This is a genomic window from Streptomyces sp. NPDC093546 (assembly GCF_044765045.1).
GTDB lineage: Bacteria > Actinomycetota > Actinomycetes > Streptomycetales > Streptomycetaceae > Streptomyces.
The window spans coordinates 444093-469467 of record NZ_JBIWJG010000003.1; the positions used below are offsets into that span (position 1 = coordinate 444093).

The following is a 25375-nucleotide window of genomic DNA, read 5'->3' on the forward strand; positions in this document are numbered from 1 at the left end:
ACCGACCTGACCGTGTCCGTACGCATCACCACTCCGGGAGCACAGATGGCCGAGCCGGCCTCCCCCCAGCTTCTCTTCGTCGGCGGCGCCGGGAACGCCACCCTCGCCGTCGACGTCGTCGAGACGGCGATCCGCCAGGCCCGCAAGCGCGGCCTGCGCATACACGTCACCAACCAGGAAGCCACCCTCGCCGCCACCCCGGCGATCACGGCCCTCGCCGACGCCGCGTCGGCCGTCGACTTCGAGGCGCCCGGCGCGACCGCCGCGTGGGCGCGCGAGCGGGCCGCGGCCGGCGAGAGCTTCGACGTCGTCTTCGGCGTACGGGAAATGGCGCAGGAGGCGGTCGCCGAGGCCGCGGACGCGCTCGGACGGCCGGGCAACCCGCCGCACGCCGTCCACCGGGTGCGTACGAAGGACGAGGCGCGCGCGGCCCTGGCCGCCGCCGGCTTCCTCCAGCCCGCTTTCCGGGTCTGCGCGGACGAGGCCGAGGCCCGCGCGTTCCTCGACGGGTCCACCGGGCCGTGGGTGGTCAAGCCGCGCGACGCCATGGGCAGCGAGGGCGTCACCCGGATCGACGGCCCGGACGAGCTCGCCGCGGCGCTGGACTTCCTGCCGGAGGACGGCCGGGGCTCCTTCATCGTCGAGGAGTTCGTGGAAGGGCCCGAGTACAGCGCCGAGGGCGTCTTCGTGGACGGCGTGCCGCGCGTCCTCGCCCTCACCTCGAAGGAGCTGCTGCCGCCGCCGAACTTCTTCGAGATCGAGTACGTCATCCCGGCGATCCTCCCGGAGGACACCGCCCGGGAGATCGAGCGCCAGGTCGTCGCCGCTCTCACCGCGCTGGAGCTGCGCTACGGGCAGTTCCACGTCGAGCTGTGGTGGACCGAGCGGGGCGTCGTCCTCGGCGAGGTCCACGTGCGCAACGCGGGCGGCTGGATCCACCGCATGCTGGCGCACGTGATCCCCGGCCTGGAGTGGTTCGGTCTGGTGTTCGACGACGTCCTCGGCAACCCCGTCGACGCGGAGGCCCTCAAGCCGGTGCGCGGCTCCGCCATCCGCTTCCTCACCCCGCCGCCCGGCCGGCTGGTGGCGGTCGAGGGCTGGGACGAGGTGCTGGCCCACCCGAACCTGATCCACGCGGAGCTGGCCCTCGCCCCGGGCGACGTCATCGCGGAGCACCGCTCGGTCGGCAACCGCGTCGGCCACATCGCGGTCGGCGCGGACACCTCGGAGGAGGCGCAGGCGCTGGCCCGGAAGCTGGAGGCGTCCGTACGCTTCATTACGGAGCCGGTGGCGGCCGAGCCGGCGGGCGACACGGCGGAGGCCGTCGCGGAGCCGGCGGAGGCTGCGGCTCCGTAAGGGGGGAGCGGCCCGGCGGTAGGGGGCGGTTTTGACCCCGGCGGGGGCGCACGAGTATTCTTCTGGTTCGTTATGCGTATTGGCTTCGTCGTTCTCACGCGAAGGGGCCCTACGCAGGTTCCCTGGAGCAGTTACCAGTGGCTCGCATACGGGCGGTGTCCCGGCAGTGTGGGCCCCAGCTGCATGATCGCTTCAGGTGTGTCTGGACTCCATCCACTGAAGAAGCGAAGGCTACGAAGTGCGTACGTACAGCCCCAAGCCCGGCGACGTGACTCGCCAGTGGCACATCATCGACGCGCGGGACGTTGTCCTGGGCCGTCTGGCGACCACGGCTGCGAACCTCCTCCGAGGCAAGCACAAGCCCGTGTACGCCCCCCACATGGACATGGGCGACTTCGTCATCATCATCAACGCTGACAAGGTCCACCTGTCCGGCAACAAGAAGACCCAGAAGATGGCCTACCGCCACTCCGGCTACCCGGGTGGTCTGCGCTCCGTCCGTTACGACGAGCTGCTGGACAAGAACCCGGAGAAGGCCGTCGAGAAGGCCATCAAGGGCATGATTCCCAAGAACTCCCTCGGCCGTCAGATGCTCTCGAAGCTGAAGGTCTACGCGGGCGAGAACCACCCGCACGCTGCCCAGCAGCCGGTCCCGTTCGAGATCACCCAGGTCGCGCAGTAGTTCCGGCCACCCCCTAAGAACGAAAGAAATCTGAGGAGCATCGTGGCCGAGACCACTGTTGAGAACCCCATCGAGGGCGAGGAGACCTACGCGGAGGTCACCACCTTCGAGTCCGAGGTCCCCGTCGAGGGTGAGTACACCTCCGAGTCCCTCGCGTCCCGCTTCGGCGAGCCGCAGCCGGCCGCCGGCCTGGGCCGTCGCAAGAACGCCATCGCCCGCGTCCGGATCGTCCCGGGCACCGGCAAGTGGAAGATCAACGGTCGCACCCTCGAGGACTACTTCCCGAACAAGGTGCACCAGCAGGAAGTCAACGAGCCCTTCAAGGTGCTCGAGCTCGACAACCGCTACGACGTCATCGCCCGCATCTCGGGTGGCGGCGTCTCCGGCCAGGCCGGCGCCCTGCGCCTCGGCGTGGCCCGCGCGCTGAACGAGGCGGACGTGGACAACAACCGCGGCCCGCTGAAGAAGGCCGGCTTCCTGAGCCGCGACGACCGTGCCGTCGAGCGCAAGAAGGCCGGTCTGAAGAAGGCCCGCAAGGCCCCGCAGTACAGCAAGCGTTAATCACGCCTGCTCGGTCTGCTCATTCGTACGCCCCGGCGGCACCTTTTCGTGCTGCCGGGGCGTACGTCTTTACGCTTCACCTTGCTTTTTCGGAGTAACTCGGAGGACAGCTGTGGGACGACTCTTCGGCACGGACGGTGTGCGCGGTGTCGCCAACGCGGACCTGACGGCGGAGCTCGCGCTCGGCCTGTCGGTCGCGGCGGCGCACGTGCTCGCCGAAGCGGGGACGTTTGAAGGACATCGGCCGACCGCCGTGGTCGGTCGGGACCCGCGTGCGTCGGGAGAGTTCCTGGAGGCGGCCGTGGTGGCCGGCCTCGCCAGCGCGGGCGTGGACGTCATGCGGGTCGGCGTGCTGCCGACCCCGGCCGTCGCGTACCTGACCGGTGCGCTCGGCGCCGACCTCGGCGTGATGCTCTCCGCCAGCCACAACGCCATGCCCGACAACGGCATCAAGTTCTTCGCGCGCGGTGGCCACAAGCTGGCCGACGAGCTGGAGGACCGCATCGAGGCCGTGTACGAGCAGCACCGCTCCGGTGAGCCGTGGGACCGCCCGACCGGCGCGGGCGTCGGCCGCGTCGCCGACTACACCGAGGGCTTCGACCAGTACGTGGCCCACCTGCTGTCCGTCCTGCCGAACCGCCTCGACGGGCTGAAGATCGTCCTCGACGAGGCGCACGGCGCCGCGTCCGGCGTCTCCCCGGCGGCGTTCACGCAGGCCGGGGCCGATGTCATCACCATCGGCGCCACGCCGGACGGCCTCAACATCAACGACGGCTGCGGCTCCACGCACCTCGACCTGCTGAAGGCCGCCGTCATCGAGCACGGCGCCGACTTCGGCATCGCGCACGACGGCGACGCCGACCGCTGCCTGGCCGTGGACCACACCGGCGCCGAGGTCGACGGCGACCAGATCCTCGCCGTGCTGGCGCTCGCCATGCGGGAGGCCGGCACGCTGCGCGGCAACACCGTCGTCGCCACCGTCATGTCGAACCTGGGATTCAAGCTCGCCATGGAGCGCGAGGGCCTGCAGCTGGTCCAGACGGCCGTCGGCGACCGCTACGTACTGGAGTCGATGAAGGAGCACGGGTACGCGCTCGGCGGCGAGCAGTCCGGGCACGTCATCGTCCTCGACCACGCCACCACCGGCGACGGCACCCTGACCGGCCTGCTGCTGGCGGCGCGCGTCGCCGCCACCGGGCGGTCGCTCGCCGAGCTGGCCGGGGTCATGGAGCGCCTGCCGCAGGTCCTGATCAATGTGAAGGACGTCGACAAGACGCGCGTGAAGACCTCCGCCGAGCTGGGCACCGCCGTCGCCGAGGCCGAGCGCGCGCTGGGCTCCACCGGGCGCGTCCTGCTGCGTCCCTCGGGCACCGAGCCGCTGGTGCGGGTGATGGTCGAGGCCGCCGACATCGAGCAGGCCCGGACGGTCGCGGGGCAGCTCGCGGACGTGGTGAAGTCCGCGCTCGGCTAGCCAGGTGTGGTGAGGGGCGCTCCGCCGGTACACCGGTGGGGCGCCCCTTCCGCGTGCCCGGCCTCAGGCCCGCTGGGTACGGCGGCGCTCCCGTGTCCAGAAGAACTTCTGCGTCAGCAGCGTCAGCGTCCCGGCGAGCAGGATCGCCAGCAGGTTCAGCAGCAGCTGCTCGACCGAGCCCTTGGTCTGGCCGAAGTCCCCGTAGCCCAGCGCCACCGCCGCGTTCGCCGCCGCCGGGACGGTGGTGACCGAGATGGCCACGCCCACCAGGGCGCCCGACTTGGCCGAGGTGAGCGACAGCGTGCCGGCGGCGCCCGCGAGCAGGCCCACGACGAACGAGAACCAGTCGGGCGCGTAGATGAAGCCGGTGTTGGGGCGCTCGCCGTTCAGCTTGGTCTCGGTGAACAGCCCGAGCGCGTCCATCGCGAGGCTGAAGGCCACCGTCAGCGCCATGGCGACGGCGAATCCCACCACCAGGGCGACCAGCGCCCGCACCGCCAGCTTCGGCCGGCGCCGCACCAGCGCCGTACAGATGCCGGCCAGCGGGCCGAACTCGGGGCCGACGGCCATCGCTCCCACGATGAGGATGGCGTTGTCCAGCACCACACCGCAGGCCGCGATCATGGTGGCGAGGGTCAGGAACGCCACGTAGGTGACGGAGAGCGTGGACTCCTCGTGCGTGGCCTCCTGGAGCTGGTCCCACAGCACGGCGTCCGCGCCCTCGCCCGGCGCGTCCTCCTCCGCCTTCTCGGCGTGCTTCGACAGCGACAGGCCGATGTCCTCGACGGCGATCGAGCCCGTCTTGTCGATGCCGAGCGCGCACAGGTCCGCGATCAGCTCGTCCCCGGCCTCGCGCGCCACGTCGCACAGCACCAGGTCGCCCGCCGGGTCGCGGGCCGCGCCGGGGACGACGGCGAGGTGCGTGGTGCCGACCGTCTTCTCGATGGTGCGCACCACGTCGTCGGTGCGGTCCGTCGGCACGATCAGGCGGAGATGCAGCACGGGTGCGCGTCCCTTTCGGAGCTTGCGGATCTGAGCTTGCGGATCAGAGCTTGCGCAGGGAGAGCCGCTGGACCTTGTGGTCCGGGCCCTTGCGCACGACGAGGGTGGCACGGCCGCGGGTCGGTGCGACGTTCTCGAGGAGGTTCGGCTTGTTGATGGTCCGCCAGGTCGTGCGGGCGTACGCGAGCGCTTCCTCCTCCGACACCTGGGTGTACTTGCGGAAGTACGACGACGGGTTCTGGAAGGCTGTCTCGCGCAGCTTGCGGAAACGATTCAGGTACCAGGACTCGATGTCCTCGGTGCGCGCGTCGACGTACACCGAGAAGTCGAAGTAGTCGGCGAGGGCGACCCGCGTGCGGCCGTCCTTGCCGGGCAGCGCGGGCTGCAGCACGTTGAGGCCCTCGACGATGAGGATGTCGGGGCGCCGGACCGTGAGCCGCTCGCCGGGCACGATGTCGTAGATGAGGTGCGAGTAGACGGGCGCGGTCACCTCGTCCTTGCCCGCCTTGATGTCGGCGACGAAGCGCGTCAGCGCGCGCCGGTCGTACGACTCGGGGAAGCCCTTCCGCGACACCAGGCCCCGCTCCTTGAGCTCCTTCATGGGCAGCAGGAACCCGTCGGTGGTGACCAGCTCGACGCGCGGGTGCTCCGGCCAGCGGGCGAGCAGCGCCTGGAGGAGCCGGGCGACGGTCGACTTGCCGACGGCGACGGAGCCCGCGACCCCTATGACGAAGGGCGTGCCGCGCTGGGAGCCGCGCTCGCCGGCGTCGCCGAGGAAGGTGTTGAGCGCGCCGCGCAGGTTGGCGGTGGCGCCGACGTAGAGGTTGAGCAGCCGCGAGAGCGGCAGGTAGATGTCGCGCACCTCGTCGAGGTCGATGACGTCGCCCAGACCACGCAGCCGCTCGACCTCCGCGGCGGTCAGCGGCAGCGGCGTCTTGTCCCGCAGCGCGCTCCACTCCTCGCGGGTGAGGTCGACGTACGGCGTGGCCTCCGCGCGACGCTGGGCGGAGGCGCTCCGGGGCGCGGTGGCACTTCGGGACGGCGAGGTGATCACCTGGCCATTGTCGGGGCTGGAGGGCCGCTGGGGGGCCTCTGCGGGGGGTGGGGTCGGTCACGCGCGAGCGGGGCACGGCGTCGCGGGGTGCGTGCTTTACGGCGGGTAACAACATGATCAAGAGGCGGTTCCGTTTGTCCGTCGCTAGGACTCCGTGCCCACTTGGTGAAGATTATGTGGCCTTCATTTGCAGGGTCTGTTGTGACATGGTCGCGACGTAAGCGGCAGTGCCGACTCGTGGGAGGGGCGAGCACACCGGCACTGCGCTGTGCCGGGGTGGGCCTGCTGTCATGCCCATGGCTGGGCTGCCGGACGATCGCGAGATTGCAGGGCAGACCATGTCACTGTTCCGAGACGTCGGCAGACGCCGGCGTCGCCTCCGGTCCACACTGGCCGGGGCCATCAGCGCGACGGCGCTGACGACCGCGTCCGCGGTCCTGCTGGGACTGATCCAGGCCGTGCCCGCCGCGGCCGAGACGGTGCCCGAGGAGGACACGGGGTACGAGCGCAACACCATCGGCCAGCAGCGGCGGCTCGACCGCTGTCTGGCCGGAGTCGCGCTGCACGTCGGCGGCCCCCAGATGAAGGCCAAGGCCATCGAGGGCCTGACCGGCACCGATCAGCAGCTCCGCGACGTCGTCGGGAACATCGGCTGGATCGGCTACGGCCCCCTCGGTCAGGCCAAGGACGCCGACGAGGAGGCGGGCAGCGCCTACATCGACGCGGCCACGGCCCGCACCAACGGCCTCAACGCCGCCAACAAGCCCTATGTCGATTCGGCCTGGGCCGACGACGGCATGGAGCTGCACGCGCCGGAGTTCGGCGAGGACGTCGGCCACTTCACCAGCGTCACGCAGAGGGAACTCGCCTGGCGCCTCGGCTGGGACGGCCACAGCAACCCCAGCCCCGAGGCCGTCGCCCGCGCCAAGGCGATCACCGAGGAGAACCGCGGCAAGGACGACTGGCACGACGCCGCCGCGCACTCCATGCTGATGGACAGCGAGGTCAACAACACCCGCTACTCGGGCGGTACGACCTCCAGCGACATCGCGTCCTACCTGCGGCGCGGCGGCTTCGCGGTCGAGGCGCCGGCCAAGGACTCCGCCGCGTACCGCGTCGAGGTCGAGGACCTGAAGCAGGCCTGGGCCGCCTGTGACCACCAGAACCCGGTCGACCCGCGGCGCAAGCTCAACGAGCCGGTCATGGCCGCGATGGTCGAGTGGGAGCTGGAGTACGCCGGACAGGCCGCGCAGCGCGCCACGATCATCCAGGCGGAGGCCGACGCCTACGCCGCGACGCGGGCCGCCGCCGACAACATGGTCGAGGCCATCGGCCAGGCCTGGCTCGTCGAGCAGATCCTGACCTGGCAGAAGTACTGGCAGGACCACCTCGCCCAGGATCCCGACACCATCTTCGAGAAGCCCGACCAGGCGATGTACGACCAGGCCGCGGCCGACCTCGCCCGCTACCGCTCCAACGTGGCGGCCCTGGTCACCTCGGCGAGGGGGCACGCCGCCTCGGCCGCCACCGCGGCCCAGAAGGCCGCGACCGCCCAGCAGGAAGCCTGGGCCGTCGCGGACACCACCCACGTGCCGCGCGGCCGCGGTCTGATGTACGCGCAGCAGTCGGTCCAGGTCGCCCGCGCCTCCAGCGCCGCCGCGGCGGCCGCGGCCAAGGCCACCGAAACCGCGCTCGGTGCCGCCAACGCGACCATCGCCGACGCGGACGCGCTGCTCGCCAAGGCGCAGACCCAGTCGCACGCGATCAGCACGGAGTTCCGCCGCGTCGCCGCGGAGGAGGCCGCCGCTCAGGCGAAGGCCGCCGCCGACAGCGCCGAGGCCAACGCCACGGCCGCCGCCGCGAGCGCGACCACGGCCAAGAACGCGCAGACCACGGCCGAACAGAAGCGCGACAAGGCCAAGACCGCCGCCGCCACCGCCGCCGCCGAGCGCGCCAAGGCCCAGGCGGAGCAGGCCACCGCCGTCGCCTCCCGGGCCAAGGCCGCCGCCGAGCGCGCCAAGGCGCAGGAAGCCGAGCAGCGGGCCGCCACTCAGCAGACGGCGGCCAAGAGCGCCGACACGGCCGCGAAGACCGCGACCACGGACGCGACGGCCAAGCGCAAGGTCGCCGACGAGAAGGCGAAGGCCGCGCAGACCGCGCGCGAGAAGGCGATCGCCGCCCTCCAGGCGCGGCAGGCCACAGCGGCCCGCGCCGCCGCCCTCGAAGCCGCGGCCGCCGCCGCCGAGGGCACCGCAGCCGCCGCCGAGACCCGCGCGGCGGCCACCACCGCCCGTACGGCCGCGAACCAGGCCGCCGAGGCCGCGACCGCCGCCCAGACGGCCGCGGACGAGGCCACCACGGCCGCCGTCGCCGCCCGCGCCGCCGCCACCACGGCGGAGGGCGCCGCCGAGCGCGCCGAGGCCAACGCGAGCAGCGCGTGGTCGGCGTACCACACTTCCCTCAGCGCCGCCTCCGCCGCGCACGCCGCCGCGGCCACCGCCCTGGACGCGTCGCAGGACGCCGCGACCCGCGCGGACCTCGCCGCCACGGCATCGGCGAACGCCACCGAGCTCGCCAAGAAGGCCCAGCAGGAGGCCGTCGCCGCCGGGACCGGCGCCGCGGAGGCGGTGAAGTCGGCCGCGACCGTGGTCGGCCGCGCCTACGCCGCCGGCCAGGCCGCGCTCGCCGCCCGTGACAGCGCCAAGGAGGCGGTCGCCGCCGCCGGTGAGGCCGTCGTCGTCGGCAGCGCGTACCAGGAGAAGGACAGCGCCGCCGCGTTCGCCGTGCTCGTCGGCCAGTCGTCGAAGACGATCGCCGAGCAGCAGGCCGCCGCCGCCGAGGCCAAGGCCGTCGAGGCGGCCGCCGCCGCCGAGGCAGCACAGCAGGCCGCCGCCCAGGCCACCGGCGACGCGAAGCTCGCCGCCGAGGCCGCCGCCCGCGCCGCCGCGGACTCGGTCCGCGCCGTCGAGGCCGTGACCCGCGCCCAGGCGTCCGCGGCCGAGGCCGCCGGCGCCCAGCAGGGCGCCAAGGCCGCCGCCGACACCGCCGCGGACCACGCCCAGCAGGCCGGGAACGACGCCGCCAGCGCCCGCCTCGTCGCGGACGAGACGAACAGCGTCGCCCTCGAGGCGGACCGCGAGGCCACCGACGCCGAGCGGCACGCCGCCGAGGCGAACGAGAAGGCCGGCCGGGCCGGCGAAGCGGCCAAGGACGCGGCCGGGAAGGCGTCCACGGCCGAACAGGAGGCCAAGACCGCCGAGACGAACGCGGGCGACGCACAGGGCCACAGCACCGCCGCCGAGGAGGCCGCGAAGAAGGCCGAGCAGGAGCAGCGCGAGAAGAACGAGGCCGCGCACAAGACAGCGCTCGCCGAGGGCACCACGCCCATCAAGGGCGGCGCGAACAACTGGCCGGTGCTGGGTGAGCGCGAGGAGAAGATCCTCCTCGACGCCTGCGGCCAGACCTGCGTCGACGACTACCGCAAGGGCCTCGCGGCCGTCTCCGTGAACGTCGTCGAGTGGGCCGGCGCCAACGGCGGCCAGATCCTCTTCGAGCAGCTCGACCCCGCCAAGGTCAAGCAGTGCCTGGCCGCGTCGGACGTCGAGGAGTGCCTCTGGGCGCTCGTCGACATCCCTTCGTCCGCCGTGATCGTGGGCCGTATGCCCGCGCTCGCCCAGGCGATCGAGAAGGTCTCCACCGGCATGCGGCAGATCTTCGTCGACGCCGACAACGCCCTGCGCCGGCTCAACGAGCTGACCGCCGTCATCCGTGACGTCCGCAGCACCCCGCGCCTGGAGCGCTGCGTCGCGGGTGTCGCCCTGCACGCGGGCGGCGCGAAGATGAAGGCCAAGGCCATCGAGGGCCTGGGCGGCACCAACGACCAGCTGCACGCCGTCGTCGGTGACATGGGCTGGATCGGGTTCATGCCCCTGGGGCAGGCCAGCGACCAGGACCGCGAGGCGGGTTACGCCTACGTGGACGCCGTCGCGGCGCGCAAGGCCCTCCTGGAGGACGCCAACCGCCCGTACGCGATGAGCTCGTTCGACGACGGGATCACGCTGCACGCACCGGAGTTCGGCGCCGACGTCCTCGGCTTCACCCTCTCCACGCAGGCGAAGCTGGCCTCCCGCCTCGGCTGGGACGCCCACACCAACGCCAGCCCGGAGGCGATCGCCAAGGCCCGCCAGATCACCGAGCAGAACCGGGGCAAGGACGCCTGGCACGATTTCGCGGCGGACTCCATGCTGCGGGACTGGAACCTGAACCAGACCCGGTTCGCCGGCGGCACCACCTCCGCGGACATCGCCACCTATCTGCGGCACGGCGGCTTCCCCGCCGGGAAGGTCACCGAGGGCTCGGCGGCGTTCCGCATCGAGGTCGAGAACCTCAAGCAGGCCTGGGCCTCCTGCAACCACCAGGACCCGGTCGACCCGCGCAACGCCCTGAGCGAGGCCGTCTCCCAGGCCTCCGCCGAATGGGAGGCGGAGTACGCCGGCCAGGCCGCCCCGCGCGCGGTCATCATGCAGGCGGAGGCCGACGCCGCCGCCGCGACCCGCTCCGCCGCGGACACCATGGTCGAGGCCATCGGCCAGGCGTGGCTCGCCGACCAGATCCTGCGCTGGCAGAAGTACTGGCACGACCAGCTCAAGAACGACCCGGGCAGCATCTTCAAGCCGAAGCAGGCCCTCTTCGACCGGGCCAACACGGACTTGGCGAAGGCCCGAGGCAAGGTCCAGGCCCTGCTCACCACCGCCAAGTCGCAGGCCGGTCTGGCCAACGCCGCCGCCCAGCGTGCGGTCACGGCCCAGCAGGAGGCCTGGGCCATCGCGGACGCGGCCGGCGTGCCGCGCGGCCGTGGCCTGATGTACGCCCAGCAGTCGGTCCAGGTCGCCCGCGCCTCGGGCGCGGCCGCCACGGCCGCCGCGAAGGCGACCGAGACGGCGCTGAACGCGACGAACGCCACGGTCGCGACGTCCCAGACCCTGCTGGCCCTGGCGCAGACCCAGGCGCACGCGCTGAACACCGAGTTCCGCAGGATCGCCGCACAGGAGGCCGCCGCCCAGGCGAAGGCCGCGGCGGACAGCGCCGACAAGCAAGCGGCCGAGGCCGAGGCGAACCTGAAGATCGCCCAGCAGGCCCGGACCACCGCGGAGAAGGAGGAGCAGGAGGCCAAGGCGGCCGCGGCCACGGCGCAGAACCAGCGGGCCGTCGCCGAGCTGGAGCGCGCCAAGGCCGCCGCAGCTCGATCGACCGCCGAGTCCGAGCGCAACAAGGCGGGGGCTGCCGAGGGCCGGGCCCAGACCGAACGGACCCGGGCCGGTAACGCGCTGAACGACGCCACCACGGCGGGCGGCACGGCGGCCTCGAAGAGGGCCGTGGCCGAGCGGGCCGAGCTGGACGCCGCGGACGCGCGGGACCGAGCCGTCGAGGCCGAGAAGCACCAGCGCGCCACCGACTCCAGGGCCGCGGCCCTGGAAGCGGCAGCGGCAGCGGCCGAGGGCACAGAAGCCGCCGGGGAGACCCGTGCGGCCGCGACCGAGGCCCGTACGGCGGCGAACGAGGCGGCGGCCGCCGCCACGGCGGCCCGTACGGCGGCGAACGAGGCGTCCCAGGCGGCCATCAACGCGCGAGCGGCGGCCACCGAGGCGAAGGTCGCCGCTGCCAACTCCCAGAAGGCCGCGGACAACGCCTGGTCCGCGTACTACACCGCCCAGGGGTCGGCGGCTGCGGCCCACTCGGCTGCGGCCGTCGCCATCGACGCCTCCGAGGCAGCGGCGCTGAACGCGAAGCAGGCCGAGGAGGACTCCAAGAGGGCGTCCGCCGCGGCGGCCGTCGCGAAGCAGGAGGCGGCCGCGGCCCAGAGCGAGGCGGTCAAGACCGCCCAGTGGGCGGCCAAGACGGCCGGCTACGCCTACGCCACCGCCCAGGCGGCGAGCGCGGCACGTGACACCGCGACCCAGGTCGTCAAGCCGGCACAGGAAGCCATCGCCATCGGAACTCCTTACCAGGAGACCGACGCGTCGGCGGCCTTCGCCGTGCTCACCGGCCAGGGCGCGCTGACCCTGTCGCAGCAGCAGGCGGCGGCGGCCGAGGCCAAGGCGGCCCAAGCGGCCGCGTACTCGGCCGAGGCCCAGCGCCTCGCCGAGCAGGCGGCGGCCGATGCCAAGCTGGCGGCTGAGGCGGCCGCGGCGGCGGCCAAGGACGCGGAGCGCGCGGCACGCGCCGTGCAGCGCGCCCAGGCCGCCGCGGCGGCGGCGGAGGAGGCGGCCAAGGCCGCGCAGGCCGCGGCCAAGCGGGCCGACGGCTACGCCATGCAGGCGGGTACGGACGCCGTCTACGCGTCGTTCGCCGCCAACGAGGCGTCCACCGACGCGGCCGCGGCCGACCGGGAGGCCACCGAGGCGGAGCGGGACGCGGCGAGCGCCCGTACCGCGGCCGACGACGCCCAGACCGACGCCAACGCGGCCGACCGCATTGCGACGGTGTCGGAGAACGACGCCGTCCGCGCGGAGTCCGCGGCGGCCAACGCGCGGGAGTCCGCCACCCAGGCGGACTCCGCGGCCACCCGCGCCGAGGAGGAGGAGCGCAAGCGCCTGGAGGAAGAGCGCAAGCGGGCGATGGAGTCGGGTGACAAGGGCGTTCTCTTCGATCCCGGTATCCCGCTGACCGCCGAGGAGCAGGCCATCCTCCTGGAGGCGTGCGGCCAGCGGTGCGTCGACGACTACAAGGCCGCGTACGCCGCGGTGTCGCAGACCGTCGTCGACTGGATCAAGGCCAACGGCGCCGACGTGCTCCTGGAGCTCATCGGGGTCAACGACCTGAAGCGCTGCTTCGGCGAGGGCGACGTAGAGAGCTGCCTGTGGAGCCTGGTCAACGTCGCCAGCCTGGTCGTGGTCGTGGGCAAGCTGCCCGCGGTGGCCAAGGCGATCGCGACCGTGGTCTCGGGCGTCTCGAAGTTCTTCTCGCGGGCCGAATGGGGCAAGAAGACCATCGACCGGCTCCGGCAGGTCATCGAGAACTTCAAGAAGGAGCCGGAGCCCAAGCCGGACCGCTCACCGGACTGCCTCACCGTCCCGGGCACCAGGTCCTCGGGCACGTCCGGCCTGTCCACGATGGGCTTCTCCTCCGCGACCTCGGCCGGCGATCCGCTCGATTGCGACGAGATCGAGGTCCTCGACGGGTACATGGGGCGCAAGCGCCTCGGCTCCGACATGAGGTACCACCTGAAGGAGGGTGACACCGAGATCCAGATCGACGACCCGAACGACCTCTCCAACACGATCACCGACATCGATCTCGTGCGGGGCGGCGTGCTCTGGGAGAACAAGACCGTGACCGCGCGGAAGCTGACGCAGGAACAGCTGCAGAAGTGGGTGGACAAGCACGTCGGGAAGAAGATCAAGGGCTACAAGACGGCTCGCCCCCTGCTCGCGGGCTACGAGGACGCGCCCATCGGAATCCGGTTCGAGGACCCGGCGATCCTGCAGATCAATCCGGGTCTGAAAGACCTTGTCGCCCAGCGCATGCAGGAACTCAAAGCGATCCATCCGGACGTGGACATCCGCCTAGACTGGCCGTCATGAGCTATACCTTCGACATCGGTGATGACACGATCTGGGGCCCGGCCAATTCCGTCGCGCGCATCTTCCTGGGAACGGTGAAGACGCTTTCGGAGGAATACCGTGTCCCGTCCGGAGTCGGGGACGACCTCATGGGAATGGTCGAAATCGATCCCGGGGAGTTCGCCGCTTTCGTGCAGCGGGTTCTCGCCGAACGGGCGCAGAGCCTGCACATGTACAAGAGCATGATGCTGGACGGGATCCTTCCCATCCTCATCGCCATGGCGGACCGAGGAAATCTGGGAATCACCGCCCGTACGCCGGAGGAGAGCGGTTACCTCGAAGAGGTCAGGGCGCGGAAGCTGCCCATGCTCGCACCGTCGGACTAGCGGAAGCGAAGGAAAGCGCCCGGCCGGGTCTCCCGGCCGGGCGCTTTCACGTGGGTGGCGCAAGGGGTTCAGCCCAGCTGGTCCAGCTGCGCCTTGACGACCGCCTCCGGGATCGCACTGTTCTTCGGGGTCAGCATGTTGACACCGTAGAAGACTGCGACCACGCCGTCCTTGCGGACCACGGTGTACGTCATGGGGACGCTCTGCTTGGCGACGGTGCTGGTGATGCGGTACCCGAGGGACTCGTCACCCAGGGAGGGGGCCTTCACCGGCTCGACCGCCGTGTAGGTCAGGCCCAGGGTCTTGAAGCCGCTTGGGCACTTCTCGAGCGAGGTCCGCAGGTCCGTCATGACCCGCTGGGCGTTCTTCTCCGAGTGGGAAGCGAGCCACATGGAGCCGATGGTGGCGTTCTTCGCCTCGGTGGGTTCGAGGGAGCGGTGTTCCACGCTCACCGCCGGTATGTGGGTGAATCCTCCGGCGACACTCGCGAGGGGCTGGCACTCGGCCTTGTCGGCCTTCATGTCCCGGCCTGCTTCCACCTCGGCCTTGGCGACCTTCTTGACTTCGAAACCGTTCTTCTTTCCGGAGAGCGTCGCTTTTTCGAGGGTCTGCGGATCCACGGCGCCGATGCGCTTGGCCTCGGCGGCCGCCTTTTCGTCCGCTCCCCCGCCCGTCGTGCTTGTCGCGCTTGCTTTCGGCTTCGGCTTCTTATCGCCGGACTCGGCTGATTCTCCGCTGCACGCGGACACCGCGAGCAGGGCCGGCAATACGGCGGCGATCGGGAGGACCCTGCGCAGTCTCATGTTTTTCTTTCCTGGCGTCTCTCGCGGCTGAAGAATGAGCGAAATGATCTTACCGGCGGTAGGGGGCCTTCATTATTACGTTTTGATGTCGGCGGACGCCGGGAATGTCAGTGGCGTGCGTCACAGTTGTGGGAAGGGTGGGCGTCGGCCGGCCGCCGTCCGCCCGCGTCAGCGCGACGACCCCGATCCGAGGGGAAACCCATGACGTACGCGTACGCGATCCAGGCCGAGGGCCTGGCCAAACGCTTCAAGGAGACCCGGGCGCTGGACGGCGTGGACCTCGCCGCGCGGACCGGGACGGTGCTGGGGCTGCTCGGGCCCAACGGTGCCGGGAAGACCACCGCCGTCCGCATCTTCGCCACGCTGCTCCAGCCCGACGCGGGCCGGGCGACCGTGGCCGGGCACGACGTGGTGCGGGAGGCGGGCCTCGTGCGGTCCATGGTGGGCCTGACCGGGCAGTACGCGGCGGTCGACGAGAACCTCACGGGCACGGAGAACCTGCTGCTCATCGGGCGGCTGCTGGGCATACCGCGGCGCGAGGCCCGGGCGCGGGCGGCGGAGCTGCTGGAGCGGTTCCACCTCACCGACGCGGCCGGGCGCGCCGTGAAGACGTACTCCGGCGGCATGCGGCGTCGGCTGGACCTGGCGGCGAGCCTGGTCGGGCGGCCGCGGATCCTGTTCCTCGACGAGCCGACGACCGGGCTCGACCCGCGCAGCCGCGGCGAGCTGTGGGACATGGTGCGCGGCCTGGTCGCCGACGGCGTGACGGCCCTGCTCACCACGCAGTACCTGAACGAGGCGGACATGCTCGCCGACGACATCGTGGTGATCGACAGGGGCCGGGTGATCGCCGAGGGCACCCCCGACGAGCTGAAGTCCCAGGTGGGCGGCCAGGTACTCCAGCTGCGGCCGGTGCGGGAGGCGGACCTCGCCGCGGCGCACGCCCTGGTGGAGCAGGCCGCCGGGGCGCAGACCCAGATCGAGGGCGATGTGATCACCGCACCGGTCAACGACCCGGAGCTCATGCCCGCCGTCGTACGGCGGCTGGACGGGGCGGGCATCGCGGTCGGCGAGCTGACGCTGCGCCGCTCCTCCCTGGACGAGGTGTTCCTCGCGCTGACCGGCCACCGCGCCGAGCCGGAGCCCGGCAAGGAGCCCGGCGAGGAGGGCGAGCGGCCGCCGGAGCCCGACGACAGCGACATCGACAAGGTGGTGAGCTCGGCATGACCGCGACCACCGCCACCACGGTGACCGCCCCGGTGACGGCGAGCGGCCGCGTGCGGCCCGGGGCCGCCGTGCGCCAGACCGCCACCATGGCGTGGCGGAGCCTGGTGGCCGTCAAGCACAACCCGCTGGAGCTGGTGGACTACAGCATCACGCCCATCATGTTCGTGTTCCTCTTCACGTACGTGATGGGCGGCCAGATGGCCGGCTCGCCGGACGCGTACCTGCGCTACGCGCTGCCGGGGATCATCGTCCAGAACACGCTGTTCATGACGATCTACACCGCGATGGCGCTCAACACCGACCTCACCAAGGGCGTCTTCGACCGGCTGCGGAGCCTGCCGATCGCCCGCTCCGCGCCGCTGATCGGCCGGATCGCCGCCGACCTGGCCAAGCACCTGTGGGCGGTGCTGCTGATGATCGCCCTCGGCCTCGCGCTCGGCTTCCGGCTCACCGGCGGGCTCGGCGGCTTCCTCGTGGGGGTGGCGCTGGTGATCGCCTTCGCGGCGGCCGTGTCGTGGTGCGCGGTGCTCATCGGGATGCTGGCGGGCGACGCGGAGAAGGTGCAGGCCTTCGGCTTCACGCTCATCTTCCCGATCACCTTCACCAGCAGCGCCTTCGTCCGCGTCGACACCATGCCCGGCTGGCTCCAGGCCTGGGTGGACATCAACCCCGTGACCCATCTGTCGGACGCCTTCCGCGGGCTGCTGCTGGGTGGCGAGGTGGGGCGGCCGGTGCTGTGGTCGCTGGTCTGGGCGGCGGGCATCGCCCTGGTCTTCTATCCGCTGGCCATGCGGGCGTACCGGGCGAAAGCGTGACGCGTGCGGGTCTACTGCCCGGCGCGGGCGGCCTCCCCTAGGCTGCCGACATGTGCGGAATCGTGGGTTACGTCGGCGGGCAGTCGGCGCTCGATGTGGTGATCGCGGGCCTCAAGCGCCTGGAGTACCGGGGCTACGACTCGGCCGGTGTCGCGGTGCTCGCGGACGGCGGGATGGCCGCCGCGAAGAAGGCGGGCAAGCTCGTCAACCTGGAGAAGGAGCTGGGCTCCCGGCCCCTGCCCACCGGGGCGACGGGCATCGGGCACACCCGGTGGGCCACGCACGGCGCCCCCACCGACGCCAACGCCCACCCCCACCTCGACAACGCCGGGCGCGTGGCCGTCGTCCACAACGGCATCATCGAGAACTTCGCCGCCCTCCGCGCCGAGCTCGCCGAGCGGGGCCACGCGCTGGAGTCGGAGACCGACACCGAGACCGTCGCGCACCTGCTGGCCGAGACGTTCTCGTCCTGCGGCGACCTCGCCGAGGCGATGCGGCTGGTGTGCCGCCGCCTCGAGGGCGCCTTCACGCTGGTCGCGGTGCACGCCGACGAGCCGGACGTGGTCGTCGGCGCGCGGCGCAACTCCCCGCTGGTGGTGGGCGTCGGCGAGGGCGAGGCGTTCCTCGCCTCGGACGTCGCCGCCTTCATCGAGCACACCCGCTCCGCGATCGAGCTCGGCCAGGACCAGGTGGTCGAGGTGCGCCGGGACGCCGTGACGGTGACCGACTTCGACGGGGCACCGGCCGAGGTGCGGGCGTACCACGTCGACTGGGACGCCTCGGCGGCCGAGAAGGGCGGCTACGCCTCCTTCATGCTCAAGGAGATCGCCGAGCAGCCGAAGGCGGTCGCCGACACCCTGCTGGGCCGGATCGACGAGGGCGGCTTCCTGACGCTGGACGAGCTCCGCATCCCGGACGAGGTGCTGCGCGAGGCGCGCAAGGTCGTCATCGTGGCCTGCGGCACCGCCTTCCACGCGGCGCTGATCGCCAAGTACGCCATCGAGCACTGGACCCGCGTCCCGTGCGAGGTGGAGCTGGCGAGCGAGTTCCGCTACCGGGACCCGATCCTCGACGCGCAGTCGCTGGTGGTGGCCATCTCCCAGTCCGGCGAGACCATGGACACCCTCATGGCGCTGCGCCACGCCCGCGAGCAGGGCGCGAAGGTGCTGGCGATCTCCAACACCAACGGCGCGACCATCCCGCGCGAGTCCGACGCCGTGCTGTACACGCACGCCGGGCCCGAGGTGGCGGTCGCCTCCACCAAGGCGTTCCTCACCCAGCTCGTGGCCGTCTACCTGCTGGCGCTCTACCTGGGGCAGGTACGCGGCACCACGTGGGGCGACGAGATCCGGGCCGTGGTCCGCGACCTGGCGAGGATCGGCGAGGACGTCGAGCGGGTCCTGGAGACCATGGAGCCGGTGCGCGAGCTGGCGCGCTCGCTCGCCGACGCGAACACCGTGCTGTTCCTCGGCCGGCACGTTGGCTTCCCGGTGGCGCTCGAAGGCGCGCTGAAGCTGAAGGAACTCGCGTACATGCACGCGGAGGGGTTCGCGGCGGGCGAGCTCAAGCACGGGCCCATCGCGCTGATCGAGAAGGGCCTGCCGGTGGTCGTCGTGGTGCCGTCGCCGCGCGGCCGCTCCGTCCTCCACGACAAGATCGTGTCGAACATCCAGGAGATCCGGGCGCGCGGGGCGCGGACCATCGTGATCGCGGAGGAGGGGGACGAGGCGGTCGTGCCGTACGCGGACCACCTGATCCGCGTCCCGGTGACGCCGGTCCTGCTCCAGCCGATGGTGTCGACGGTGCCGCTCCAGGTCTTCGCCTGCGAGCTGGCGACCGTCCGCGGCAACGACGTCGACCAACCGCGTAACCTCGCCAAGTCCGTGACGGTGGAGTGAGCAGGGAGAGCAATGATCATCGGGGTGGGGATCGACGTCGCGGAGATCGACCGGTTCGCGGCGGCGATGGAACGGACACCGCACCTGGCGGACCGGCTCTTCCTGGAGCGCGAACTGCTCCTGCCGAGCGGCGAGCGGCGGGGCATGGCCTCGCTCGCCGCCCGCTTCGCGGCCAAGGAGGCGATCGCGAAGGCGCTCGGCGCGCCCGGCGGACTGCTGTGGACCGACGCCGAGGTGTACGTCGAGGACAGCGGCCGGCCGCGCCTGCGGGTACGCGGCACGGTCGCGGCCCGCGCGGCCGAGCTGGGCGTACGGCACTGGCACGTGTCGCTCAGCCACGACGCGGGGGTGGCGTCGGCCGTGGTGATCGCGGAGGGTTGACCGCTGAAGTCCACGAGCCGTCGCTGAGGGGTGATCGGATGCGTACCGCTTACCGGGTGGAGACCGTACGGGCCGCCGAGGCCGAGCTGATGGCGCGGCTGCCGCCCGGCGCCCTGATGCAGCGCGCCGCGGCCGGACTGGCGGCCGCCTGCGCCGGGCTGCTGGGCCGGGTCTACGGCGCGCGCGTGGTGCTGCTCGTCGGCAGCGGCGACAACGGCGGCGACGCGCTGTACGCGGGCGCCCGCCTGGCCCGGCGCGGGGCCGGGGTGTCCGCGGTGCTGCTGGGCTCCCGCGCCCACGAGGGCGGGCTGGCCGCGCTGCGCGGCGCGGGCGGGCACGTCGCCGAGGACCCGTACGCGGTCCTCGCCCGCGCCGACCTCGTCCTCGACGGCATCACCGGCATCGGCGGGCGCGGCGGGCTGCGGCCGGACGCGGTACCCGTGGTGCGCGCGGCGCGCGACGCGGGCGCGGCCGTCGTCGCCGTGGACCTGCCCAGCGGAGTGGACGCCGACACCGGCGAGGTCGCGGGCGAGGCGGTGCGCGCGGACGCGACCGTGACCTTCGGGGCGTACAAGCCCGGGCTGCTGATCGACCCGGCGCGCGCGTACGCGGGCGCCGTACGGCTCGTCGGCATCGGGCTCCGCCTGCCGGACGAGCCCGAGCTGGAGGCCCTCCAGCACGCCGACGTGGCCCGGCTGCTGCCGGTCCCGTCCGGCGAGAGCGACAAGTACCGGCGCGGCGTCGTCGGCGTGGTCGCCGGCTCCGCCCGCTACCCCGGCGCGGCGGTGCTCGCGGTCTCCGGCGCGCTGCGCGGCGGGGCCGGGGCCGTGCGGTACGTCGGCCCGGCCGGCGACGCCGTCATCGCGCGTCACCCGGAGACGCTCGTCCACTCCGGGCCCCCGGCCAAGGCGGGCCGCGTCCAGGCGTGGGTCATCGGCCCGGGCCTCGGCGACACGCCCGGCGTCGACGACGTGCTCGCCTCGGACGTGCCGGTCCTGGTCGACGCCGACGGCCTGCGGCACCTCGACCCTGCGGCCGTCCGCGCCCGCCCCGCGCCCACCGTCCTGACCCCGCACGCGGGCGAGGCCGCCGCGCTGCTGGGCGTGGCCCGCGAGGACGTCGAGGCCCGGCGGCTGGACGCGGTCCGGGAGCTCGCGGGCCGGTACGGCGCGACCGTGCTGCTCAAGGGCTCGACGACGCTGGTCGCCGCCCCGGAGGGGCCGGTCCGCGTCAACCCCACGGGTACGGCGTGGCTCGCCACCGCGGGCAGCGGCGACGTCCTGTCGGGCCTCGCGGGCTCCCTGCTCGCGGCCGGCCTCGCGGCCCGGGACGCCGCGTCGGCGGCCGCGTACCTCCACGGCCTGGCGGCCCGCCACGCCGCGCGGGACGCCCCGATCGCGGCGTACGACGTGGCGGAGGCGCTCCCGGCCGCGTGGCGGGGGGTTTCCCCGGACACCGGGCCCGCGCGGGCGTGACGGGTATGACATGAGCGCGCGGCAAGGGCGACGGGCGCACCTGAGAGACTGGGCGCGATGAGTGAGACACCGCAGACCCTTCGCGCCCGCGCCGAGATCGATCTCGGGGCGTTGCGCGCCAATGTGCGTGCCCTGCGGGGGCGCGTGGGGACGGACGTCCAGGTCATGGGCGTCGTGAAGGCCGACGCGTACGGGCACGGGGCCGTGCCCTGTGCCCGGGCGGCGCTGGAGGCGGGAGCCACCTGGCTCGGGACCGCCACGCCGCACGAGGCGCTCGCGCTGCGGGCGGCCGGGATCGACGCGCCCGTCCTGTGCTGGCTGTGGACGCCCGGCGGCCCCTGGGACGAGGCCATCCGGGCCGACGTGGACGTGGCCGTGAGCGGGATGTGGGCCCTGGACGAGGTCATCGAGGCGGCGCGCCGGACCGCACAGCCGGCGCGCGTGCAGCTCAAGGCCGACACGGGCCTCGGCCGCAACGGCTGCCAGCCCGCCGACTGGCCCCGGCTCGTCGGCGAGGCGCTGAAGGCCGAGGCCGACGGCCTGCTCCGGGTCACCGGCATCTGGTCGCACTTCGCGTGCGCCGACGAGCCCGGCCACCCCTCCATCGCCGCCCAGCTGGACGCGTTCCACACCATGCTGGAGTACGCGGAGAAGGCGGGCGTCCGGCCCGAGGTGCGGCACCTGGCCAACTCGCCGGCCACCCTCACCCTGCCCGATACCCACTTCGACCTCGTACGGACCGGCATCGCCATGTACGGCGTCTCGCCGATCCCCGAGGTCGGCGCACCCGCCGACTTCGGGCTGCGGCCCGTGATGCGGCTGCTCGCCAACCTCGCGCTGGTCAAGTCCGTACCGCCCGGGCACGGTGTCAGCTACGGACACCACTACGTCACCGACCGCCCGACCACCCTCGGCCTCATCCCCGTCGGGTACGCCGACGGCATCCCGCGCCACGCGTCCGGCCGCGGCCCCGTGCTGGTCGGGGACCGGGTGCGGACGGTGGCCGGCCGGGTCGCGATGGACCAGTTCGTGGTGGACCTGGAGGGCGACGCCGTCGAGCCGGGCGCGCAGGCCGTGCTGTTCGGCCCCGGCGACCGGGGCGAGCCGACCGCCGAGGACTGGGCACGGGCGGCGGACACGATCGCGTACGAGATCGTGACCCGGATCGGATCGCGGGTACCACGCGTCTATACGAACGTGACCACCTGACGACCGGACACCCCCCTCGTTCCCCACGATCCCGCGAGGAGCAGCCGCGTGAGTGAGACCAGTGCCGTGGAGGCCGCGGCCGCCGGCAATTGGCGACGCGCCGGTTTCGCCGGCGCGGCGATAGGAGTGGTCGCGGCCGGTGCGGCCGCCGGTGTCGCCATAGAGCGCCTCACCGTCGGCCGCGGCATGCGCAGGAAGGCCCGCCTCGCGCTGGACGCGGCGGGCCCGTACGGCGCGCTGCGCGGCACCCCCGGCAAGGCGACGGCGGACGACGGCACGGAGCTGTACTACGAGGTCGACGAGGTGGCCGACCCCGACGAGATGGACGCGGGGGGCGGCGTCCCGCGCCGGCGCCGCCTCTTCGGCTCCAAGGCCCCCGCGCCCGTCACGGTCGTATTCAGCCACGGCTACTGCCTCAACCAGGACTCCTGGCACTTCCAGCGCGCGGCCCTGCGCGGCCTGGTGCGCACCGTCCACTGGGACCAGCGCAGCCACGGCCGCTCCGGGCGCGGTGTCGCCCAGCGGCGCGGCCCGGACGCCGTGCCGGTCTCCATCGACCAGCTCGGCCGCGACCTGAAGGCCGTCATCGACGCGGCCGCGCCCGAGGGGCCGCTCGTGCTGGTCGGGCACTCCATGGGCGGCATGACGGTGATGGCGCTGGCCGACCAGTACCCCGAGCTGATCCGCGAGCGGGTCGTCGGCGTCGCCTTCGTCGGTACGTCGTGCGGCCGGCTCGGCGAGGTGAACTACGGCCTCCCGGTGGCGGGCGTCAACGCCGTACGCCGCGTGCTGCCGGGCGTGCTGCGGGCGCTCGGCTCGCAGGCGGAGCTGGTGGAGCGGGCCCGCGGGGCGACCGCGGACCTCTTCGCGGGGCTCATCAAGCGCTACTCGTTCTCGTCGCGGGACGTGGACCCGGCCGTCGCGCGGTTCGCGGAGCGGATGATCGAGGGCACGCCGATCGACGTGGTCGCGGAGTTCTACCCGGCCTTCACGGACCACGACAAGGCGGCCGCGCTCCGCGTCTTCGCCGAGGTGCCGGTGCTCGCGCTCGCGGGCGACCAGGACCTGGTCACGCCCAGCTCGCACACCGAGGCGATCGCCGACCTCCTCCCCGACGCCGAGCTGGTCATCGTCCCGGACGGCGGGCACCTGGTGATGCTGGAGCACCCGGAGGCGGTGACCGACCGGCTCGCGGACCTGCTGGCGCGCGTGGGAGCGGTGTCCGCAGCGGCTAACGTTGGCGGGTATGGAAGCACCGCACAGCCCGGCGGCTGAGGCCGAGGCCGCCGCCACCACCGCCACCGCCACCGCGCGTTTCACCCTCCACGCGCCCGAGCAGACCCAGGAGCTCGGCCGCGCACTGGCGAAGCTGCTGCGCCCCGGCGACCTGGTCCTGATGACCGGCGAGCTGGGCGCGGGCAAGACGACCATGACCCGCGGGCTCGGCGAGGGGCTCGGCGTGCGGGGGGCGGTCACGTCCCCGACGTTCGTCATCGCCCGCGTCCACCCGTCGCTGACCGGCGGCCCCGCGCTCGTCCACGTCGACGCCTACCGCCTCGGCGGCGGCCTCGACGAGATGGAGGACCTCGACCTCGACGTGTCCCTGCCGGACTCGGTGGTCGTCGTGGAGTGGGGCGAGGGCAAGGTCGAGGAGCTGTCCGAGGACCGGCTGCACGTGGTGATCCACCGCGTGGTCGGCTCGACGGACGACGAGCGGCGCGTGGTGACGCTGTCCGGGTACGGGGCGCGCTGGGCCGACGCCGACCTCGCGGGCCTGGGGCTCGGCCTCGACCTCGGCTGAGCGTCGAGGCGCCGGGGCGCCGGGGCGCCGCCGGGCTCCGTACTTTCCGACAAGGTGTCGGCACGATGTTGCGCCGTACCTCCGGGGCGTGGTCCCATGGATACCCGTACGTGGTTAGGTCTACCTAACCACGCCTGCCCCCGGAGCCCCAGGAGGCAACCGATGCCGACGTCCGAGCAGGATGTCTCGATGCGCGATCTGCTGGCGTCGTGCGCGGCGGCCAACGCCGTGTCCACGCCGCCCCGGGCCGAGGACGAAGCCGCTTCCGACGACGGCGCCGACGCCGCGGCGCCGGACGAAGACGCGGTGTCGTCCGACGCCGCGTGACCGCGTCACGCCTTACGGGACGACGACGACCTTCGAGTTGACCGCCGCGAACGTCCACAGCGCGTCGCCGTCCGCCCGCTTCATCCGGATGCCGCCCGTCTTGCGCGTCGGGTCCGGGCTGGCCATCGAGCCGTCCACCGCCGCGCTGAAGCCGATCGTCACCCCGTCGACCCGGGCGAACCGCACCACGTGCTCGATCCGCACGCCGTCGGAACCGGCCACGCTGCCCGAGCGGGTCGTCACGGCGTACGTGCCCGGCTTCGGGTGCACCGTGCTCGGCATCACCTCGAACGTCCGTGCCACCGTGCCGTTCGCGGCCACCAGCCAGACCCGCCGGGCGCCGAGCGCGTACACCACCCGCATCCCCGTGCCCGACTCCTCCGGCAGGGCCAGCGGGTCCGCGGCCTTGGTTCCGCCGCCCGGCGCGGGGGCCGGGGTCGCGGGGCCGCTCGGCGTCGCCGAGGGCTTCGCCGCGAGGTCGGCCGGGACGTTGGCCGACGCCTGATAGGCGAGGAAACCGACCGCGGCCAGCGCCGCCACGGTGAGCCCGGCCACGAATCCCGAGCTGCTCCTTGCCACCCTGCTGCCCACCTCTCGCGCGTACGCGTACGTATGAGGTGACGGTAGCAGCAGCGCGCGGAGGGACCGGGGCGGCCGTGCGCCCGCCCCCGGAGCCGTAGGCTGTTTGCGTGCTCTTGCTCGCCATGGATACCGCCACACCCGCCGTCACCGTCGCCCTCCACGACGGGGACACCGTCCTCGCCGAGGCCGCCCAGGTCGACGCCCGCCGCCACGGGGAGCTGCTGCTGCCCGCCGTCGACCGGGTGCTCCGGGAGGCCGGCCGGAAGCTGGACGCCGTGACCGGCATCGTCGTGGGCGTCGGACCCGGCCCGTACACCGGGCTGCGGGTCGGCCTGGTCACCGCCGCCACCTTCGCGTCGGCGCTCGGCGGCGTACCGGTGCACGGCGTCTGCACGCTCGACGGGCTCGCGTACGCCTCCGGGATCGACGAGCCGTTCGTCGTGGCGACGGACGCGCGCCGCAAGGAGGTCTACTGGGCCCGGTACGACGACTGCCGTACGCGCGCGACCGGCCCCGCCGTCGACCGCCCCGCCGACATCGCCGACCAGGTCGCCGGCCTCCCGGCCGTCGGCGCCGGAGCGCGCCTGTACGGCGAGGTCTTCCCCGACGCCCGCGACCCCGAGCACCAGTCGGCCGCGGCCCTCGCCGCGCTCGCCGCCGAACGGCTGCGGGAGGGCGGGTCGTTCGAGGACCCGCTGCCGCTGTACCTGCGGCGCCCCGACGCCCAGGTGCCGAAGAACTACAAGGTGGTCACGCCGAAGTGACCACGGTGACCACGGCCGC

General features: G+C 73.0%; 20 protein-coding genes. 16 read left to right on the forward strand and 4 right to left on the reverse strand.

Translation table 11 applies throughout. The annotated features are described in order from the left end of the window. Positions 1 to 12: 12 nt before the first annotated feature. The 4 genes from ACIRNI_RS08595 (at position 13) to glmM (ending at position 4070) form a co-directional block, all read left to right on the forward strand. Entirely contained in the window at positions 13 to 1356 is a 1344-nt protein-coding gene (locus ACIRNI_RS08595) for an ATP-grasp domain-containing protein (RefSeq protein ID WP_403549511.1), read from the forward strand. Positions 1357 to 1594: 238 nt separating this feature from the next. Continuing rightward, on the forward strand, positions 1595 to 2038 hold the full coding sequence (gene rplM, locus ACIRNI_RS08600) for a 50S ribosomal protein L13 (protein ID WP_064069935.1): 444 nt from the start codon (positions 1595 to 1597) through the stop codon (positions 2036 to 2038). Between the two features lie 42 nt (positions 2039 to 2080). Further along, on the forward strand, positions 2081 to 2599 hold the full coding sequence (gene rpsI, locus ACIRNI_RS08605; protein WP_031076704.1) for a 30S ribosomal protein S9: 519 nt from the start codon (positions 2081 to 2083) through the stop codon (positions 2597 to 2599). Between the two features lie 112 nt (positions 2600 to 2711). Then, positions 2712 to 4070: a phosphoglucosamine mutase gene (glmM, locus tag ACIRNI_RS08610; RefSeq protein WP_403549514.1), complete on the forward strand. Its 1359-nt coding sequence runs from the start codon at positions 2712 to 2714 to the stop codon at positions 4068 to 4070. A 63-nt stretch (positions 4071 to 4133) separates the two neighbouring features. Here the strand turns inward: glmM and ACIRNI_RS08615 are convergent, their stop codons facing one another. Both ACIRNI_RS08615 and coaA read right to left on the reverse strand, forming a co-directional pair. Further along, positions 4134 to 5072 (reverse strand): DUF389 domain-containing protein, encoded by a 939-nt coding sequence (locus tag ACIRNI_RS08615; RefSeq protein ID WP_403549516.1) that lies wholly within the window; start codon positions 5070 to 5072, stop codon positions 4134 to 4136. Positions 5073 to 5115: 43 nt separating this feature from the next. Beyond that, the gene (gene coaA / locus ACIRNI_RS08620; RefSeq protein ID WP_403549518.1) at positions 5116 to 6126 is read right to left on the reverse strand and encodes a type I pantothenate kinase; all 1011 of its coding nucleotides are present in this window, start codon (positions 6124 to 6126) and stop codon (positions 5116 to 5118) included. Between the two features lie 338 nt (positions 6127 to 6464). Here coaA and ACIRNI_RS08625 point away from each other — a divergent pair, with 338 nt between their 5' ends. Both ACIRNI_RS08625 and ACIRNI_RS08630 read left to right on the forward strand, forming a co-directional pair. Next, positions 6465 to 13709: a hypothetical protein gene (locus ACIRNI_RS08625; RefSeq protein ID WP_403549520.1), complete on the forward strand. Its 7245-nt coding sequence runs from the start codon at positions 6465 to 6467 to the stop codon at positions 13707 to 13709. Beyond that, the gene (locus ACIRNI_RS08630) at positions 13706 to 14074 is read left to right on the forward strand and encodes a DUF6086 family protein (RefSeq protein WP_403549522.1); all 369 of its coding nucleotides are present in this window, start codon (positions 13706 to 13708) and stop codon (positions 14072 to 14074) included. Before ACIRNI_RS08625 ends, ACIRNI_RS08630 begins: the two co-directional genes overlap by 4 nt. 68 nt (positions 14075 to 14142) lie before the next feature. Here the strand turns inward: ACIRNI_RS08630 and ACIRNI_RS08635 are convergent, their stop codons facing one another. Next, positions 14143 to 14877 (reverse strand): hypothetical protein, encoded by a 735-nt coding sequence (locus tag ACIRNI_RS08635; protein WP_403549524.1) that lies wholly within the window; start codon positions 14875 to 14877, stop codon positions 14143 to 14145. A 201-nt stretch (positions 14878 to 15078) separates the two neighbouring features. On the opposite strand from ACIRNI_RS08635, the gene ACIRNI_RS08640 reads away from it, so the two are divergent. The 9 genes from ACIRNI_RS08640 (at position 15079) to ACIRNI_RS08680 (ending at position 24010) form a co-directional block, all read left to right on the forward strand. Continuing rightward, positions 15079 to 16104 carry an ATP-binding cassette domain-containing protein gene (locus ACIRNI_RS08640; RefSeq protein WP_403549526.1) on the forward strand — a complete coding sequence of 342 codons (1026 nt, stop codon included), beginning with the start codon at positions 15079 to 15081 and terminating at the stop codon, positions 16102 to 16104. Continuing rightward, positions 16101 to 16919: an ABC transporter permease gene (locus ACIRNI_RS08645; RefSeq protein ID WP_403549528.1), complete on the forward strand. Its 819-nt coding sequence runs from the start codon at positions 16101 to 16103 to the stop codon at positions 16917 to 16919. The genes ACIRNI_RS08640 and ACIRNI_RS08645 overlap by 4 nt, the downstream gene beginning before the upstream one ends. A 50-nt stretch (positions 16920 to 16969) precedes the next feature. Beyond that, on the forward strand, positions 16970 to 18817 hold the full coding sequence (gene glmS, locus ACIRNI_RS08650; RefSeq protein ID WP_403549530.1) for a glutamine--fructose-6-phosphate transaminase (isomerizing): 1848 nt from the start codon (positions 16970 to 16972) through the stop codon (positions 18815 to 18817). Between the two features lie 12 nt (positions 18818 to 18829). After that, complete coding sequence (locus tag ACIRNI_RS08655; RefSeq protein WP_403549534.1) at positions 18830 to 19198, forward strand: holo-ACP synthase; 369 nt, start codon at positions 18830 to 18832, stop codon at positions 19196 to 19198. Positions 19199 to 19236: 38 nt separating this feature from the next. Continuing rightward, positions 19237 to 20673, forward strand: a complete 1437-nt coding sequence (locus ACIRNI_RS08660) for an NAD(P)H-hydrate dehydratase (protein WP_403549536.1) — start codon at positions 19237 to 19239, stop codon at positions 20671 to 20673. 57 nt (positions 20674 to 20730) lie between these two features. After that, a complete protein-coding gene (gene alr / locus ACIRNI_RS08665) occupies positions 20731 to 21882 on the forward strand; it encodes an alanine racemase (RefSeq protein ID WP_403549538.1) in 1152 nt (383 codons plus the stop codon). Between the two features lie 48 nt (positions 21883 to 21930). Then, positions 21931 to 23157, forward strand: a complete 1227-nt coding sequence (locus ACIRNI_RS08670; protein ID WP_355354043.1) for an alpha/beta hydrolase — start codon at positions 21931 to 21933, stop codon at positions 23155 to 23157. Beyond that, the gene (gene tsaE, locus ACIRNI_RS08675) at positions 23129 to 23683 is read left to right on the forward strand and encodes a tRNA (adenosine(37)-N6)-threonylcarbamoyltransferase complex ATPase subunit type 1 TsaE (protein WP_403549540.1); all 555 of its coding nucleotides are present in this window, start codon (positions 23129 to 23131) and stop codon (positions 23681 to 23683) included. Before ACIRNI_RS08670 ends, tsaE begins: the two co-directional genes overlap by 29 nt. Positions 23684 to 23845: 162 nt before the next feature. Continuing rightward, complete coding sequence (locus ACIRNI_RS08680) at positions 23846 to 24010, forward strand: hypothetical protein (protein ID WP_403549542.1); 165 nt, start codon at positions 23846 to 23848, stop codon at positions 24008 to 24010. Positions 24011 to 24022: 12 nt separating this feature from the next. Here the strand turns inward: ACIRNI_RS08680 and ACIRNI_RS08685 are convergent, their stop codons facing one another. After that, positions 24023 to 24565 (reverse strand): hypothetical protein, encoded by a 543-nt coding sequence (locus ACIRNI_RS08685; protein ID WP_403549544.1) that lies wholly within the window; start codon positions 24563 to 24565, stop codon positions 24023 to 24025. A 134-nt stretch (positions 24566 to 24699) separates the two neighbouring features. Between ACIRNI_RS08685 and tsaB the strand changes: the two genes are divergently transcribed. Further along, a complete protein-coding gene (gene tsaB / locus ACIRNI_RS08690; RefSeq protein ID WP_355354055.1) occupies positions 24700 to 25356 on the forward strand; it encodes a tRNA (adenosine(37)-N6)-threonylcarbamoyltransferase complex dimerization subunit type 1 TsaB in 657 nt (218 codons plus the stop codon). Positions 25357 to 25375 lie beyond the last annotated feature (19 nt).